Source organism: Pseudomonas sp. NFACC25, assembly GCF_900100935.1.
GTDB classification, from domain to species: domain Bacteria; phylum Pseudomonadota; class Gammaproteobacteria; order Pseudomonadales; family Pseudomonadaceae; genus Aquipseudomonas; species Aquipseudomonas marginalis.
This window is the reverse complement of the sequence record NZ_FMUC01000021.1, coordinates 56,707-70,756: the sequence shown is the minus strand read 5'-3', so window position 1 is coordinate 70,756 and position 14,050 is coordinate 56,707. Positions and strand designations below refer to the sequence as shown.

The 14,050-nt window shown below is 54.6% G+C and carries 18 protein-coding genes and 1 tRNA gene; 3 read left to right on the top strand and 16 right to left on the bottom strand.

The genetic code is table 11. The annotated features are described in order from the left end of the window. Positions 1–21: 21 nt before the first annotated feature. On the top strand, positions 22–1,464 hold the full coding sequence (gene mgtE, locus BLQ09_RS29275) for a magnesium transporter (RefSeq protein WP_065926188.1): 1,443 nt from the start codon (positions 22–24) through the stop codon (positions 1,462–1,464). Between the two features lie 106 nt (positions 1,465–1,570). Here mgtE and BLQ09_RS29270 read toward each other — a convergent pair whose 3' ends face one another. From BLQ09_RS29270 to BLQ09_RS29260, 3 genes are all read right to left on the bottom strand, one after another. Further along, entirely contained in the window at positions 1,571–1,897 is a 327-nt protein-coding gene (locus BLQ09_RS29270) for an Arc family DNA-binding protein (RefSeq protein ID WP_003193592.1), read from the bottom strand. A gap of 398 nt (positions 1,898–2,295) precedes the next feature. Further along, complete coding sequence (locus BLQ09_RS29265; RefSeq protein WP_027607777.1) at positions 2,296–2,475, bottom strand: PA3371 family protein; 180 nt, start codon at positions 2,473–2,475, stop codon at positions 2,296–2,298. 11 nt (positions 2,476–2,486) lie between these two features. Beyond that, a complete protein-coding gene (locus BLQ09_RS29260; RefSeq protein ID WP_092359543.1) occupies positions 2,487–2,717 on the bottom strand; it encodes a hypothetical protein in 231 nt (76 codons plus the stop codon). A 326-nt stretch (positions 2,718–3,043) separates the two neighbouring features. Here BLQ09_RS29260 and BLQ09_RS29255 point away from each other — a divergent pair. Then, positions 3,044–3,120 (top strand) — tRNA-Arg (locus BLQ09_RS29255). A gap of 107 nt (positions 3,121–3,227) precedes the next feature. On the opposite strand, the gene BLQ09_RS29250 is transcribed toward BLQ09_RS29255, so the two are convergent. Both BLQ09_RS29250 and BLQ09_RS29245 read right to left on the bottom strand, forming a co-directional pair. Continuing rightward, positions 3,228–3,896, bottom strand: a complete 669-nt coding sequence (locus BLQ09_RS29250; RefSeq protein ID WP_092359541.1) for a hypothetical protein — start codon at positions 3,894–3,896, stop codon at positions 3,228–3,230. Positions 3,897–3,954: 58 nt separating this feature from the next. Next, the gene (locus BLQ09_RS29245; RefSeq protein WP_092359539.1) at positions 3,955–4,578 is read right to left on the bottom strand and encodes a recombinase family protein; all 624 of its coding nucleotides are present in this window, start codon (positions 4,576–4,578) and stop codon (positions 3,955–3,957) included. A 176-nt stretch (positions 4,579–4,754) separates the two neighbouring features. Here BLQ09_RS29245 and BLQ09_RS29240 point away from each other — a divergent pair, with 176 nt between their 5' ends. Next, positions 4,755–5,399 carry a hypothetical protein gene (locus BLQ09_RS29240; RefSeq protein ID WP_139202145.1) on the top strand — a complete coding sequence of 215 codons (645 nt, stop codon included), beginning with the start codon at positions 4,755–4,757 and terminating at the stop codon, positions 5,397–5,399. 103 nt (positions 5,400–5,502) lie between these two features. Here BLQ09_RS29240 and BLQ09_RS29235 read toward each other — a convergent pair whose 3' ends face one another. From BLQ09_RS29235 to BLQ09_RS29180, 11 genes are all read right to left on the bottom strand, one after another. Further along, complete coding sequence (locus BLQ09_RS29235) at positions 5,503–5,934, bottom strand: hypothetical protein (RefSeq protein WP_092359535.1); 432 nt, start codon at positions 5,932–5,934, stop codon at positions 5,503–5,505. A gap of 43 nt (positions 5,935–5,977) precedes the next feature. Beyond that, positions 5,978–6,562 carry a tail assembly protein gene (locus tag BLQ09_RS29230; RefSeq protein ID WP_092359533.1) on the bottom strand — a complete coding sequence of 195 codons (585 nt, stop codon included), beginning with the start codon at positions 6,560–6,562 and terminating at the stop codon, positions 5,978–5,980. After that, the gene (locus BLQ09_RS29225) at positions 6,559–7,137 is read right to left on the bottom strand and encodes a tail assembly protein (RefSeq protein WP_092359531.1); all 579 of its coding nucleotides are present in this window, start codon (positions 7,135–7,137) and stop codon (positions 6,559–6,561) included. Before BLQ09_RS29225 ends, BLQ09_RS29230 begins: the two co-directional genes overlap by 4 nt. An 8-nt stretch (positions 7,138–7,145) precedes the next feature. Next, positions 7,146–7,490, bottom strand: a complete 345-nt coding sequence (locus BLQ09_RS29220; protein ID WP_092359529.1) for a hypothetical protein — start codon at positions 7,488–7,490, stop codon at positions 7,146–7,148. 69 nt (positions 7,491–7,559) lie between these two features. Continuing rightward, the gene (locus BLQ09_RS29215) at positions 7,560–8,393 is read right to left on the bottom strand and encodes a hypothetical protein (RefSeq protein ID WP_092359527.1); all 834 of its coding nucleotides are present in this window, start codon (positions 8,391–8,393) and stop codon (positions 7,560–7,562) included. After that, on the bottom strand, positions 8,390–8,608 hold the full coding sequence (locus tag BLQ09_RS29210) for a hypothetical protein (protein WP_092359525.1): 219 nt from the start codon (positions 8,606–8,608) through the stop codon (positions 8,390–8,392). Before BLQ09_RS29210 ends, BLQ09_RS29215 begins: the two co-directional genes overlap by 4 nt. Next, the gene (locus BLQ09_RS29205; RefSeq protein ID WP_092359523.1) at positions 8,595–9,029 is read right to left on the bottom strand and encodes a hypothetical protein; all 435 of its coding nucleotides are present in this window, start codon (positions 9,027–9,029) and stop codon (positions 8,595–8,597) included. The genes BLQ09_RS29210 and BLQ09_RS29205 overlap by 14 nt, the downstream gene beginning before the upstream one ends. Continuing rightward, complete coding sequence (locus BLQ09_RS29200; RefSeq protein WP_017138405.1) at positions 9,026–9,442, bottom strand: DUF5681 domain-containing protein; 417 nt, start codon at positions 9,440–9,442, stop codon at positions 9,026–9,028. The genes BLQ09_RS29205 and BLQ09_RS29200 overlap by 4 nt, the downstream gene beginning before the upstream one ends. Before the next feature lie 684 nt (positions 9,443–10,126). Next, on the bottom strand, positions 10,127–11,047 hold the full coding sequence (locus BLQ09_RS29195) for a hypothetical protein (protein WP_092359521.1): 921 nt from the start codon (positions 11,045–11,047) through the stop codon (positions 10,127–10,129). Between the two features lie 303 nt (positions 11,048–11,350). Further along, a complete protein-coding gene (locus BLQ09_RS29190; protein ID WP_092359519.1) occupies positions 11,351–12,787 on the bottom strand; it encodes a HEPN domain-containing protein in 1,437 nt (478 codons plus the stop codon). A 557-nt stretch (positions 12,788–13,344) separates the two neighbouring features. Then, positions 13,345–13,902 carry a hypothetical protein gene (locus tag BLQ09_RS29180; RefSeq protein ID WP_092359517.1) on the bottom strand — a complete coding sequence of 186 codons (558 nt, stop codon included), beginning with the start codon at positions 13,900–13,902 and terminating at the stop codon, positions 13,345–13,347. Between the last annotated feature and the right edge of the window lie 148 nt (positions 13,903–14,050).

Below are 14,050 nucleotides of genomic sequence, written 5' to 3'. Positions count from 1 at the left end.
TGCTGGGAGTGGAGTTCGCCTATGACCGAAGTAGAAGTAAAGAAAACACAAGAAAGTCTGCAGGATCGCCTGGCTCAAGTCATCGAGCTGCTGCAGCGCCAGCGCGTGGTCGAAGATTTCACGCACCGCCAGGATGGTCCGAATAACGACCTCGTCGAAAACCTGGTCCACCGCCAGAACCTCGTCGAGTTGCAACGCAAGCTCGATGACCTGCACTCCGCCGACGTTGCCTACATTCTCGAAGCCTTGCCCCTGGATGATCGACTGACCCTCTGGCAGTTGGTCAAGGCCGACCGCGACGGCGATATCCTGCTCGAAGTATCCGACTCGGTCCGTGAAACCCTGATCGCCGACATGGACGATCACGAGCTCCTGGCGGCCGCCAGGGAGATGGACGCTGACGAACTGGCCGACCTGGCTCCAGAGTTGCCGCGTGATGTTGTCCATGAGTTGATGGAGGCCCTTGACGGCCAGCAGCGTGAGCGCGTGCGCTCCGCGTTATCCTATGACGAGGATCAGGTCGGCGCACTGATGGACTTCGAGATGGTCACCATCCGCGAAGACGTCAGCCTGGAAGTGGTCTTGCGTTACCTGCGCCGGCTGAAAGAGCTGCCGAGTCATACCGACAAACTGTTCGTGGTCGACTATGAAGGCATTCTCAAGGGCGTGCTGCCGATCAAGCGCCTGTTGGTCAACGATCCGGAGAAAAAGGTTGCTGACCTGATGGCCAGCGATACCGTGAGCTTTCACCCCGATGAGGATGCCTACGACGCAGCGCAGGCCTTTGAGCGTTACGACTTGATCTCTGCCCCGGTGGTCGACAAGAACGGCAAGCTGATCGGCCGTCTGACCATCGACGAAATCGTCGACTTGATTCGTGAAGAGAGTGAAACCGAAGTCCTCAACATGGCGGGTTTGCGTGAAGAGGAAGATATTTTTGCGTCAGTCTGGCGTTCCCTGCATAACCGCTGGGCCTGGCTGGCCGTTAACCTGATTACCGCGTTTATCGCCTCCCGTGTGATCGGGCTGTTCGAAGGTTCCATCGAGAAGCTGGTGGCCTTGGCAGCGTTGATGCCGATTGTGGCAGGCATTGGTGGTAACTCGGGCAACCAGACCATCACCATGATCGTACGCGCCATGGCGCTGGACCAGGTCAGTACCGCCAACTCTTCGCGCCTGCTGCGCAAGGAGTTGGCCGTGGGCCTGATCAACGGCCTGGTGTGGGGGGGGGTGATTGGCGTGGTGGCCTACTTGCTGTACGGCAGTTGGTCCCTGGGGGTGGTGATGACCGCTGCCATGACCCTCAACCTGCTGCTGGCGGCCCTGATGGGGGTGCTGATCCCCATGACCCTGGCACGCCTTGGGCGCGACCCGGCCATGGGCGCCAGCGTGATGATCACGGCCATGACCGACAGTGGTGGCTTCTTCATCTTCCTCGGTTTGGCGACGATCTTCCTGCTCTGATCTGTCTCGGGCGGGCGCCCTCTGCTACGTGATAAGAATGCCGAGCCCTGTGAATCCCAGGCAAAAAAAAGCCAGCACAGGGCTGGCTTCGGCTTTCAGTGGCGGATCAATTGGCTTCTGCGGCCGCCTCTACGTCGTGCGCGATAAGCGAGACGAGGGCATTTTGCTGGCGGTGGGAGAGCTGACGAAAACGCTGCAGCAGTTCGCGTTCGTGCAGCGACAGCTCGGGGCTGTCCAGGCGCATGCTCAGTTCTTCACCCAGCGCACCTTCCTGAATAAGGCTCTGCTCCAGGCGCGCGATGATTTCGGAGTTCATGCTGCGGTGATGATTGCGAGCCACCTCGGCAATGCGTTCCCGCATTCCGTCTGGCAGACGTACGACGAACTTGTCAGCCGTACGGCTGGAATAAATTGCCTGTTTCAATGGGCGCATATATTTAACCGGTTAGTTCAGGGGAGCGGTTATTGGAATTGGCCGCAAGATGAGTGTTAAGACAAGACTCACGACCAAAGTTCAACCCGAATTGCAAAGAGGCCGCATCATGCCTCAGATTTGCCAGTTCCTTGGCGTCAATTCTGTGACAAATATTGAACTGCCTAGAGGCTTTATGCCAGCACTCATTTGCATTTTTGCGGACTGGTTGGAAAACTTTTCCATGAGTGATTCCACGAGGGAACTTCCCGTAAGTCCAGGCCACCACAGGGTTTGAGGTCGCACATCCTATAGCAAAGTGGCCTTTTGCCCTTAGTTTTAAGACTAGTGGCAATTTGCCGATTTACTAGGACGAGGCGACATAAGGTAGGGGGAGGGCAGCGCAGGGAAGGGAGGGGTCAGCGTAAAACCGGGTCAAATTTGATTCGGCGACCCACGACGAGCGTCAACAGAAGCAGGCCTGCGAAAACGCCGGCGGCGACGAATGCGCTGGTTTGCCCATCCTGGGAGCTTGCACTCAGGCCCATAAGGCCAGTGGCGATGGTCAGGCTCAGGAACAGCCAGGCAAATTTGCTCATGATCAGCGTCCTTAAAAAAACCAGTGTTGAGATGCTGGCGCGGCGTGGGTGCCTTGAGTCAGGCGTACTGGCGCTTGTGCATTCGGTGTCATCACGGCCAGTTGCGGACGTTGTTGCAAGTGGTGGGGGACTGCCTGCTGGCTGATCTGGGCGGGGTCGTTGCTGCCAGTCGATTGAAAGTGGAACATCACCAGTGCAGCCAGGGCGACGGTGTTGAGAGCTAACAGAATGGCACTGTTCATGGTCATGTTCTCCGTTTAATGCCTTGGCTGGATGGGGTTTGCAGGAGAACTGTTGCAGGTGTCGTGCCAATGTATTAATTCAATAAAATCAATGGCTTGAGTTTACTTTGAGGAGGTGAAGGATTGCAATTTGCAATGATGGCATTTTGGGTGATTGCATTTTGCACGATCAGGCCAGTTGCCCGTATTCGCGGGGCGAAACCGCAATTGCTCGGGCAAGGCTCGGCCTACACTTAAAAAGCCCACGGACGACATGACAAAACCCACCTTGGCCGTTAACATGCACGCCGTCCGTCGCGGTGCCCTTGGCCTGATGGCTGTCATTTGTCCCAGTAGCTCAATTGGATAGAGCATCCCCCTCCTAAGGGGAAGGTTGGCCGTTCGAACCGGCCCTGGGACACCATATAAATCAAGGCTTACAGCCGCTTTTAACATTCTTGAAAAGTGGCTGTGACAGCAAGGTGGCAGCACTAGGCATTATTACAGGCCTTTTTAATCTGTTATCGCGGGTTACTGCTGCAGGCTCATCGAGCGCATAAGAAGCCTACGCTCACGAATGTAAGCACTCCCAATCTCCGCGCTCACGATCTCATCCTTCTTCGGCACCGCACGCTTAGGCAGCTGTTCATCCGCGTATTGTTTCAATTGCGGAAACACCCACGCCTTGTCTTCTCGATCAGTAACGTTGTCCTTGAACGTGAAAATGTCCTTGTTCAGCGCTTCCATTCGAGCTATCAGCCGACTTGGATCAGCCGATCCAGATTCTCGTTTGATGTAGTCAATCTCATCGACGATCTTTTTCAGCGTGCCACACACACCGGTTCTGGCCTCAGTTCGCAGCACGCAATCATGACGGGATTTTGAGAGAAATAAGCTCTCGGAAATGGCGTATTCGGAGACGCGCTTAGAATCAGAGGCAAGGAGTTCCACCCCCTGTCGGAAATCAGGGTATTGGGAAATCCCGACATAGAGGCTACCAAGGATCGTCAAATAGATTTTTAATGATCCCTCCTTGAGTTCAACCTCCGTCCCAACCTCTTTATAGAGAAAAAACTCAGCCCGTACGCCTAGGAAAGCCTCCAATTGTGCCTTCAGTGCCTCCTCATCCAGACCCTCTGGCACTGGATCAATGTGGATATAGGCTTGGCATATGATGCTTTTGTCGATGTAGTCAGCCACTGAATTTCCTTTTCTCACGGGCAGTAAAATATGCTCGACACATTAAGCTGGCCGATCGCTACTTTGCAATTGCGGTAAGGTCTCGAACCCTAAGCACTGTAGTGGTAGAGCAACCGGCGTGTCGCGCCGTCGCGCGAATGCCCAAGCCCGCACTGAGCAGCTCGGTGACCCGCTTATGCAGATCGGCGTCCACCGGCCGTCCCTGGTATTTGCCTGCGGCCTTGGCCTTCTCGATGCCCTGGGCCTGCCGGTCGCGGCGCTGCTCGTAATCCTTGCGGGCGATGGCGGCCATCATCTCCACCAGCATTGAGTTGATCGCCCCCAGCATCCTGCCAGTGAACTCGTCGCCTTTGGTGTCCTGCATCCCCTGGTGGCTCGTCGGAAGGTCGAGCGCGACGATGCGCAGGCCCTTGGAGTCGATCGCGGCCTTGAGCTTTTGCCAGTCCTCAACCGGGAGGCGGGAGAGGCGGTCTATCGACTCCACCAGCAATACGTCCCCCTTGCGGGCATCCTTCAGCAAGCGCAGCAGCTCAGGTCGGTCGGCGGTGGCGCCGCTGGCATTCTCCAGGTACACGCTTGCAATGACCTTATTGTGGTCGCTGGCGAACTGCTCGAGCGAGGCGCGGGCGCGGCCGGCGTCTTGTTCTTCGGTGGAAGCTCTGAGGTATGCGCGGATGAACATGATGGGTGCCTGTATCAGTTAGGGCGTTCTACTGATACTGTTGCACTTTGGGTGTTCCTTATCAAGCGGAAAGCTCGGAAAAGGCAAAATAAGCCTGTATCTGGATAGGCATACTCTAGTGATACCCGCCTGATGTCATTATGATCTCAAGCTTTTGCGTGGTGAAAACTCCGGATATGAAAAACCCTTATGCTGTTGGATTTTACTGCGCGCTGGTTGCTCTTCTCGTGTTGTCTACAGGCGTCTTTTTCGGAAATTTGAGCGTTGGCGGCGCTGATAAGGCGTTCAGCTTTATTGGCTCCTTCTCTTCGTTGGTACAGGCCATTGCAGCCATCGTTGTCGGCGGGATTGCATTCCACGGCCTAAGCGCTTGGCGGAACCAAATAATTTATGGAAAAGCTCTCGGGGTAATCTGGGATGCCCAAGTAGCTTTACGGCAAATTGAAGCTTCCGGCGGCGTCTATCTTCAACGAATAGACGCGCTCGATAGAGGTCGAAAGACGAAGAAGGAGATTACGGAAGAAATTGACGGCACGGCGCTAGGTGACGCTTTTAGTAAATTTAAATATCAATGTATTTTGCTCGACAAGGTAGTGGTCAAGCGGGGTGCTGAGTGGCAGGATCATGCGTCCGATTTAGAACGCTCGATCCATAATCTTGCGATTGAGATTAGTAAACCCCTACCTAGCTCTACTTGGAACCTTGCTAACATTGGGAAAAGGTCCGATGCGGAGGTTGAGAAGCACCTTTCGGATGCAGACGGATACATTGAAAGAATGAGTTCGCTACTCGACAGTCTTGCGGAAAAATACATGGTCTGATGCGATAGTTTGCCTTGCTATCAGAGCCGTCGATGATGGTGTGGTGAAAGCGCCACAGTGTGTAGCTTTCAAGACACTTTGTTGCGTTCGACACGGTGGCGGGTCAAAGCGAGCTTGGGCGAATATCCGTGCCGTTCTGCGTGCCAGAGATTCGGTACTTTTGAACCTCGCCCGCCGCCACCTCTGAGGCCGTCTCCTTGACTGGCTGGCCGATCTGCATCGCGCAAAGGCCGTTTCCCTCGTCGTCGCCAGCGACTCCGATGATGTGCCGGCCTGGCTTGACCTGAAATTTCACCACTTCGCCAGTGTTGATGCGAGCGACCTTTTTCCCGTCAATTAGCACGGTCGCCATACAGCCACCCGAAGCCCAAAACCCGTTATCCCGGCTTACCACCAACGTAGCACCACCTGGAACGGCGGCCTGATAGGCGTAGACCCGATCGGCTGGCACACGCTTGGCCGAACCGGGCTCTACCGGTGTGCTTGAACAGCCGGCCATCAAGACCGCAGCGGCGGCGAGCAGCATCCTGTGCATATTTCTTCCTCGTGGGTTGATAGGTGACTTTAGACCAGCCTGGCTACATCTGGTCTTCGGCGTAGATCGCGGCACTGATGATCGCGCCTCCTACCCGCCGCTTGCCGTAGCAGAGCGGTACCGGGTTGCCGGATGCCGTGGTGTTCTTGGCGCTGCCGAAAGCGTAGCCGGGGGTGTTTTCCGGCGCGGCGCTGGTCTTAAGGCCGCCCGCTTGGGGGCTGAGCATTTGGATAACGCCACCGGCAGCAAGAGCAATCCCTGGGGCAAGCGTAGCGCCGTTGGTGAATGGGCTGGCCACGATCAACACGATGCCTATGATGGTCTGGAGTATGCCGGCGCGCTTGCTCCCGGTGATCACTGGAACCACCCTTATTTCCCTGGCCCCGCCGAGAGTCAACTCGGATTCGCCCACGTTCTTTCTGTTGCGGAAAATTGCGAACTCCAGGCCGATAGACCTTGCTCGCGCGATGTCGCTCAGGAAGCCCGGGTGATTCACATCGATCGCCCTCAGCGCCTCCCTGGTATCGCCGTGAGCGGACAGGGCATAGGTATGTCGACGGCCATATTTTTTGGCCAGTGAGCCACTGAGCAGAATGGTTGTGCGTGGTGAATATTCGATGGCGGTCATACCCGATCCTCAGCATAAATAGCCGCGCTGATGATGGCGCCGCCCCAGCGTCGGTGGCCGATGCAGAGAGGTACCGGCAAGCCCGATGCCACCGTGTTTTTCGCACTACCAAAAGCATAGCCAGGCGTGTTCTCGGGCGCGGCGCTGGACTTCAAACCCTGGGCTTGAGGGCTCAGCATTTGAATTACGCCGCCGGCGGCCAAGGCGATACCCGGCGCAAGAGTTGCACCATTTGTGAAAGGACTCATAACGATCAGTACGGCCCCTATGATCGTCTGCAAGATGCCTGCCCGCTTACTGCCTACGATCACAGGTGCGATGATGATGTCGCCCTGGCCTTGGTAGTTGAGCTCGCTCTCCCCGATGTTTTTCTTGCCTCGAAAAACGGCGAACACCAACCCACGCGACCTGGCATTTGAGATGAAGCGTTCCAAACCTGGAATCTGCACGCACAGTGCTTTCAACGCTTCCGCCGGCGTCCGCACGGCAAGGTCGTAGGAGCGACCGAACTGTCGGAGCTGGCCGTAGAGCTTGATGGTAGTCATAGGGGAGTTATCGAATGCTGTAGCGGCCATGGGGCCTCCTAAGGATTGGTCGAAGGGGCTGGCAGCCCAAGGCGAATGGCGAGCACTGCGCGCGACATACGCGCCTGGTCGATGGTCAGTTGCTCCTGGCTCGGGTCGTAGTTCCACACCCGGTTGTAAATCGTCTCGCTGGCCCGGGCGCCGCGAAATGTACCCCTCAGCAGGTCGGCCGAAACCCTGGCCTCTTCTTCGGTGAAGAAGGGGCCGTCGACTGTCACCTGTTGGCCACCACTGACGTGCTGGACCTCCCACACCGTGTAACCGGCGTCCGGCCCCTGGATCAGTTCGTAGGGTTTGAATTTCTGCGTTTTGCACGCCTCGGTAAAGCGCTCTTGAAACGTCATGTCTTCTTACTCAAAGAATCAGCCGGCTGATGGGCGCTACCTAAACTTTCGTAGCGCACGGATGATCAGTTAGGCCGCTTCGGATTGATCAGGGGCCGCTTTTGCAGAGGTGCGAGTGGGCATTTTCGCTAGCCATTCGCGAAGTGCTTCGGAGCCCTCGCAGCCCGATCGCCACTTCTCAAACCGGCCGGTGTACCCATTCGAATTGGCAACCATGCCGCTCAGTGCGACACCAGCATTGGAGGCGGTGGCCAGCACGTCATCGTAGATCGCTAGCATCTGCTTGAGCCCTTCGATGTCTTCGGCGCGCGACGCGGCAATGCCTGCTCGCGAAAGGCTGTCAGCCGCCTCTGGCGATAGCCCGGAGAGCATTGGGTTTGCCCTGAGCACGGCCTCTACAACGTCGGGGTGACTACCAGCGCGCGCTTCAGCTACTAGCCGCTGACGCTCTTCCGGCTTGAGGCCTCGCACGATGGCTCGCAGCTCCTGATCAGCCAGGAAACCAACAACGTCCGAGCTAGCGCGAGGCGTGACCGCCGCAAACCCGCTGGCCACTGTTTGGGCCAGCGTGAGCATATCTTTTGCCGCCTTCTCCATCGCCGGCATCAGAGCGGGGATGATTCCATCAATCTGCTCTTTGCCCTTGCGCTCAATGGCAGCGGCGTTGAGGTCCTTGTTCTCGCGAATCGAGAGAATTTCTTCTCCGAGGTCCTTGAACGCCTCCAGCGACAATCCCTGCAAATGGCGAACGGACTTCAGCAAACCACCGGCCTGCCAGGTTCCTTTGGTGCCATCGGGGCGCTGAATATTGAAGGTTCTTGCCTCTACCTGGGAGTGCTCGTATTCGGAGTAGTGGAGGTTGGCCAAGCCAACTTTGAGGACGGATCGTTTGCCGATTTTCATTGGGTTACCTTTTGATTGTCTGGCCGTGGTTCGGCCGTTTGTTGGTCTGAGGCTTCGCTCAGGATCTCGAATAGGGACACGCTCTCTTGGGGGCCGCCGCCGGTTGCTGCGGCGTGCAACTCATCCATAAGGGCGCTGATCTCTCGCACGTCGCGATTGAACTGGGTGAGACCGGATTGCTGGCGCAACTTGGCCACCTGGCTACGGATGTTCATGGCGGGCCTCGATGATCAGTCGGTATTGTTCTGCGACGTGATTTTTGATGTCTTGCCCATCAGCCAATGGCGGGAAGATCCAAGCGTTAGCGCTTGGGAAAGGCCGCATATCCATCACACCTACTGGAGCGGGACGGCGGAGGCTTTCAATTACGCGGACGTGGAGAATGAACGCCTCTGCTAGATTGGCCGCGTCATAGCTGTTCATGGTGCAGAGTGGGAAGTGCATCACCGTCTGTACGCCTAGGACGGGATAGTTGAACGAATGGCCTACTGTCTTGGGGTAGTCCATCTCCTCCTCCTCAACCGCGTCAACCCTGCAGTCCACCACCGTTAACATAACGAGTACTGTCTCTTCGTCTTCGGTGCCGATCTTCTCTGCAATTCGCTTGAGCTCGGCCCGCATCCACTTAATGCTCATTGCCGCATTCCCTCCATTTGTTCGCGGAGTTCTTCGACGGCCTTCTGTAGCTCGGCAACTTCGATTACCCGGGCAACAGCGCCTAGACCTTCGATCAATGCTTTGCCCTGGTCGGGCGGTAGCTCGCCGGCGGCAACTGCGCGAAGGATTGATTTGGCTGCGCTGGGTAGGTCGGTGTCGTCGAGTTCGAAGCACACTGTCTCGGCAGTTGGCTTGATTGGCGGTACCAGGCGCTCAAGGATCAGTCGGCAAGCCTGCATATCGCCCTTCTTGGCTGCTGTCAGAACCTTCTTTGTCACGGCGTCTGCACCTTCCGCGAGTCGGGCGCGCAGCTCTTGCGTCTGGCCGGAGCGGCCGCCGGGGTTACCCGACTGTCCGGGCTTCCATTTGCCGGCTTTATCGCGATCAGTCATGCGGCGGGCGATTCCATAGCGATGACCGGTTTGTTTTCGGCGAGCGCTATCAACAGGGCGGATGCTTGAACGCTTCCGTCTGCTGCGGCTTCGCGAAGGCGGCCCCAGGCAGCGGCAACTTCAGATCGAGTTGGTTTGTGCTGGCGTCCTCGGGCGGGCTTAGCTGTGTTCATGGGTGCTGCCTCGAATGGGTTTTGAGTGGCTCAAAAACTCACATTAGGCATGATCTGATCATTTATCCAGTGCTTTTTAGGTGCACTCTAGGTGATACACGCAACCGGATTAAATGGGACTGAAATAGTTGGTTTGCAGCGAATCGAGAAGGGGATTTTCGTTGCAGTAAGTCGGAGGTAGGCTAAGTGATACAGGGCTGAGTTTTCAGCTCAGTTGATAACCCTCAGCCTGGCATCGCGTAATTACTGGAGCGCGTCGGAGGATGGTGGGTTTTACGAGGAGGTCGTAAAAGGTGGGAGGGAGTAGCGGGGAAGTGGCTGCTTTGAAGTCCTATTTCCGTACAACAACCTGGCCTCCCATTTTGGTATGCCAGGTTCCGCGCCACGTTTTGCGAGATGTGAAAACGTGGCGCGGATTTGATGCGTCCAGCTTTGGACGCATCTTCCACCAGTGGTGGATCACCGTGTCGTGTGCCTGTTCCGGCCTGCTGTCAGGCTGCGCTAGCTGGGTTTACTCAGGCATGAGTAGTTCGTTGTACTTTTTGGGCACCAACGCGATTTCACCCCATACGAGGCCTGTCGTTGCTAGACCAATGCCGCTACTCGTGATTGTCCCGAAAAACATCACTATGCGGCCTTTAGAATCGTTGGTAATCCCCTTATCTCGGCAAAAGCCGTTGGGAAGCTTCAAATAAAAGTCTTTCACTGCAGGATTGCAAATCAGCCTGGTCATTCGTATTGAGTGATCGGAGCTACCTGCATTGTGACTGGAGAGAATCTTCCCGTAATAAAGACGAGGGGATTGAGGGCGATCCAAAATACTGTAATCGACGTCGGATATTTCTGTGAGCAGCTCTGCGAGCTTGACCGCATGTATTGCACCGGGCAAAACAAAGTACTTGTCTTTGTTCTTCTCAAAGCTTCGGCATATGCCCGCCACTGTGCTGATTTTGCTGGGGAGCTCAAACGATTCGCCCTGATGCCGGCCTATTGGTACTTCAGATAACGGCCCGTCTACATCCTCGACAGGGGTTTCGTCGTACTCTTCGCCCGGAACCAAGTCGATTTCTGGTTTCTCTTGCAAGAACTCCTTCACGACCGCCAGGTGCTCGTGTTCGACGGCCCGCCTCGCTTCCTCCCATGTGTCGTAACGCTTGCCTACGGGCTTCTTCGCTCTAAGTACGCAGGCTACGTGGCTCCACCGCCTCAGGTGGCGATAAAAAGGGTCACGCTGGTTCGTAAACAAGTCTTTTTCTTTGGGGGTACGCTCGACGTTGGTGAAGCATCCGGGGCAATACAAGGCGCCTCTCATTTCCTCTTCATATTCATCCGGTGCCACACGTCTGCTTGCTTTCAAGACTTCTCGGTTGCCGCCCTCAAATTTCCACCCTGGCAGGTGGTGTGCATAAGCAATCTTCCGTTTGTTCGCCATTGGGCATTCATCCATGTGGGTATGATTGCAAATAGCCACACCCGTTGTGGCAAATCAAGCTAGAAAGTGATGATTGCTACTTTGGTTTAAGGAGGCAGCGATGGGGGAGTCGCTCTCCTCGTATTGAGCTCAACGGCGTCTCTTGCGTGCGCCGGTCGTCAACAGACGAAACGATCCGAGTCGGCTCATTTGGTCTGTCTCGAAGGGAGAGGGAAAGGGCACCATCTCGGGCCTTGCAGCAAAGGCATGGTGATGTTGACCATCCCCTGTGTTGCTTTCCACACTCAGTGAGACCAGATCGTCTCACTCCGTTACGCCAGACTGAATGCTCCTAATCGGAAAATTTAATGAATAGTAATCATAATATTCATTGCTGGCGCCCGTAATCTTTAGAACAATTCTGTGAAGAATGAGCTTTAGTAATTTAGTATCCTTTATGAGGGAGATGTAATCCCCGTCTACTAACTCGTTACCGTGAGCTGCGTCGTTGCGCCGTTGCCATGCGTTCACTTCCGCGTCTCCCATGCTTAAGCTTATATGTTCAAAGAATCGTTGAGATCTGACTTTTAGAGATATTGTATTTCCATTGCTAATCTTGTCATGAAAAACCTTTCTAGTTTCTGGTGTTAAGTCGCAATCCTTAATGGCCTCGAATACAGCTTTTTTTAGGGCGTGGTATTCGCGCTTGGGAATAATAAGATTATTGAATTTTGCTCCCTCTCCGTCGATATATTTTTTTTGAATCGTTTCGATAATTGCCCCAAAATATGCCGCAGCCATGTGTGCTGGCGCTGTCACGGCGTGCCAATAAACCCAGTTGAGAGAACTTAGGCTGTAGTTATTATAATTAGCAAAAAAAGAGCTCGCTACTTTTTCAAGTTTTCCCTTGTCGAGCATATTGCTTCCCGCTGGCGTGGAGATTGGTGCTGGAGGCATTACAGCGACGTTAAAGGCCCTACCATCCATAGAGTAGGCGTTTATTGCCTTGAACCTGAGCAGTTCCTGTTTTTCGCTATATTTTGCGCACCCCAAATAAACGATGGGGAATCCAAGTGCAAAGGACAAGCTATCTCGAATTCTCTTTCTGGTCTCCTCATCTGGATCTCCTATATAAAGAATATACCCCGGCTTAACATTTTCTCTTCCGGCTTCAGGCTTAGTGGAGCCTAGTATCACCCGAAATCCTCCTATGTTGAGATCCAAGCAATTTCTTGAACCGCTTTCATCCGTGGAGGTGGCCGTCAGAGTGACAGTTTCATCGCCGTACCCGAAGGTCCGGGTTGATATCTCCTGCATTGAATCTTTTGCGATGTCTGGCCAAATGTAATATCCCTTATCAATATTAGCTACCCAATCAAAAATGTAGCTCACAGTACCGCTTCGAGATGTTACGGTCTCAAAATTATGCAGCGAAGAGGTCTGAGTTGTTTCATGCGTACCGTGCTGGTTATTTGAATGGCTCTTCGTATTCCTAATATCTACTCCATATGCGCGAGCGGTTCCCCCTCCAAGGCTGATAAATTCCACCACATCTTCATTCACGCGTACCGTGCCAGGCGGATATTCTTGTTCTCTGTTTTTCAGGTGCTCCGCAGATTTTGTCTCCATAAAAAGGCGAAGGTTATGGTCTCGCCAGATTTTTACGCTGCGAACCGGAGCCAAGAGCTTCCCTGGATCGGATATTTTGAAAAAGTTATTTTCTACATACGACTCTAAGCGTTCCCATTCCCAGAACAGCATAAGATCCTTCCTTAACTTTGCGACGGTGACCAAAAGATAGCTCGAATCGTGATTTCAATGTCAACAGATGTGCTCAAAGTTGAGTGCATCAAAGATTTCACAGTTATGGACTAAACCTCACAAGTCGAGATATTTCCCTATGGAAACGAGATTTCGCAGGGCCTTTGCCTGCATTTGGCGATATCCTCAAATCTCAGGATATCTCCCGGGGCCCCGTATATCGATCATCAATTGCGATTACTTGCCAGACCCTGCCAAGTCCACATTCCCGCCGGAGCTGGCCCTGTTGATCGCGCGCAAAGCCGCATAATTCGCCGATGCTTTCGAGCAGCAGGCGCTGTATCAGCTCACCAAGGACGCAATCTCAGCGATATCCGCCGGCGCCGATCCGCGCCAGGTGATCAGGCAGATGTGGCTGTAACTTCCTCCAATGCAGGGAGTTGGGGTTTTCCACCGATGGTGGGGAACCCAGCCCTTTTACGACTTTCTCGCGAAACTACCGGGATTCCGGTAGATGCTCCGAAAGTTTGGTCCCCATAACCGAATCTCAGTCCGGATCAAGGTTGCGCTTGCCTAACCAGCTTCGACGCACGGACGAACTCAAGGGCCTCTAAAAAAACATCAGAGAGTTCCTGCCTCGAAATCACTTCGCTCTCGTTTAGCTGCCAGGCGATCCCATATTTGAGGTCAAGTCCGGGATAGGCGATGTGGTTGTCTGTTGCCTTGTGCCTCCCAGACGCCTCAAATTTGGCCAGAGGTATCCGAACGCGGGCGAATCGGTCTCTCGCGGCGTTGATCCGGGCGCCGACATCGTGAGGATCATCGCTTTGCCCCTCCCTTACCCGCTGCGCCAGAGTACGAAGGATCTCATAGGCCCCCAAAACCCACAGGTAGGAATGCGTCTTATGCGATTGGATCGAGTGATGGTCGTAAAGAGCATTTTGCTCGTCCGGACACGCTCTGACGAAACTCGCATCTACGGAGCACAAGTCTGCATCTAACTGCCCCATATCTTGCACAAGGCTTACAAGGTGTGGCTCGAATCTCGCCATTCCAATTGACACCTTGACCCATCTGTCAAAGCGCTCTTCCATGATTTGCTCTTCGTCTGACATTGCTAGCCCTCGTTGGAAATCAGAACCGTGGATCGACCTTCGCTGATCATGGCTCAGTCCGAAGATAGGCGGCCATTGAAGTCTGAAATTTATTTGTACTCCGCTATTGCGTGACTGCTAACGGTGGCGCATTATTGCTCGATCGTGA

Bases quoted from the DNA above. Each gene is read 5' to 3' on its own strand.
- mgtE (WP_065926188.1), top strand. From the start codon at position 22: ATGACCGAAGTAGAAGTAAAGAAAACACAAGAAAGTCTGCAGGATCGC.
- BLQ09_RS29270 (WP_003193592.1), bottom strand. From the start codon at position 1,897: ATGCGCCCATTGAAACAGGCAATTTATTCCAGCCGTACGGCTGACAAG.
- BLQ09_RS29265 (WP_027607777.1), bottom strand. From the start codon at position 2,475: ATGAGCAAATTTGCCTGGCTGTTCCTGAGCCTGACCATCGCCACTGGC.
- BLQ09_RS29260 (WP_092359543.1), bottom strand. From the start codon at position 2,717: ATGAACAGTGCCATTCTGTTAGCTCTCAACACCGTCGCCCTGGCTGCA.
- BLQ09_RS29245 (WP_092359539.1), bottom strand. From the start codon at position 4,578: ATGTTCATCCGCGCATACCTCAGAGCTTCCACCGAAGAACAAGACGCC.
- BLQ09_RS29240 (WP_139202145.1), top strand. From the start codon at position 4,755: ATGAAAAACCCTTATGCTGTTGGATTTTACTGCGCGCTGGTTGCTCTT.
- BLQ09_RS29235 (WP_092359535.1), bottom strand. From the start codon at position 5,934: ATGCACAGGATGCTGCTCGCCGCCGCTGCGGTCTTGATGGCCGGCTGT.
- BLQ09_RS29230 (WP_092359533.1), bottom strand. From the start codon at position 6,562: ATGACCGCCATCGAATATTCACCACGCACAACCATTCTGCTCAGTGGC.
- BLQ09_RS29225 (WP_092359531.1), bottom strand. From the start codon at position 7,137: ATGGCCGCTACAGCATTCGATAACTCCCCTATGACTACCATCAAGCTC.
- BLQ09_RS29220 (WP_092359529.1), bottom strand. From the start codon at position 7,490: ATGACGTTTCAAGAGCGCTTTACCGAGGCGTGCAAAACGCAGAAATTC.
- BLQ09_RS29215 (WP_092359527.1), bottom strand. From the start codon at position 8,393: ATGAAAATCGGCAAACGATCCGTCCTCAAAGTTGGCTTGGCCAACCTC.
- BLQ09_RS29210 (WP_092359525.1), bottom strand. From the start codon at position 8,608: ATGAACATCCGTAGCCAGGTGGCCAAGTTGCGCCAGCAATCCGGTCTC.
- BLQ09_RS29205 (WP_092359523.1), bottom strand. From the start codon at position 9,029: ATGAGCATTAAGTGGATGCGGGCCGAGCTCAAGCGAATTGCAGAGAAG.
- BLQ09_RS29200 (WP_017138405.1), bottom strand. From the start codon at position 9,442: ATGACTGATCGCGATAAAGCCGGCAAATGGAAGCCCGGACAGTCGGGT.
- BLQ09_RS29195 (WP_092359521.1), bottom strand. From the start codon at position 11,047: ATGGCGAACAAACGGAAGATTGCTTATGCACACCACCTGCCAGGGTGG.
- BLQ09_RS29190 (WP_092359519.1), bottom strand. From the start codon at position 12,787: ATGCTGTTCTGGGAATGGGAACGCTTAGAGTCGTATGTAGAAAATAAC.
- BLQ09_RS29180 (WP_092359517.1), bottom strand. From the start codon at position 13,902: ATGTCAGACGAAGAGCAAATCATGGAAGAGCGCTTTGACAGATGGGTC.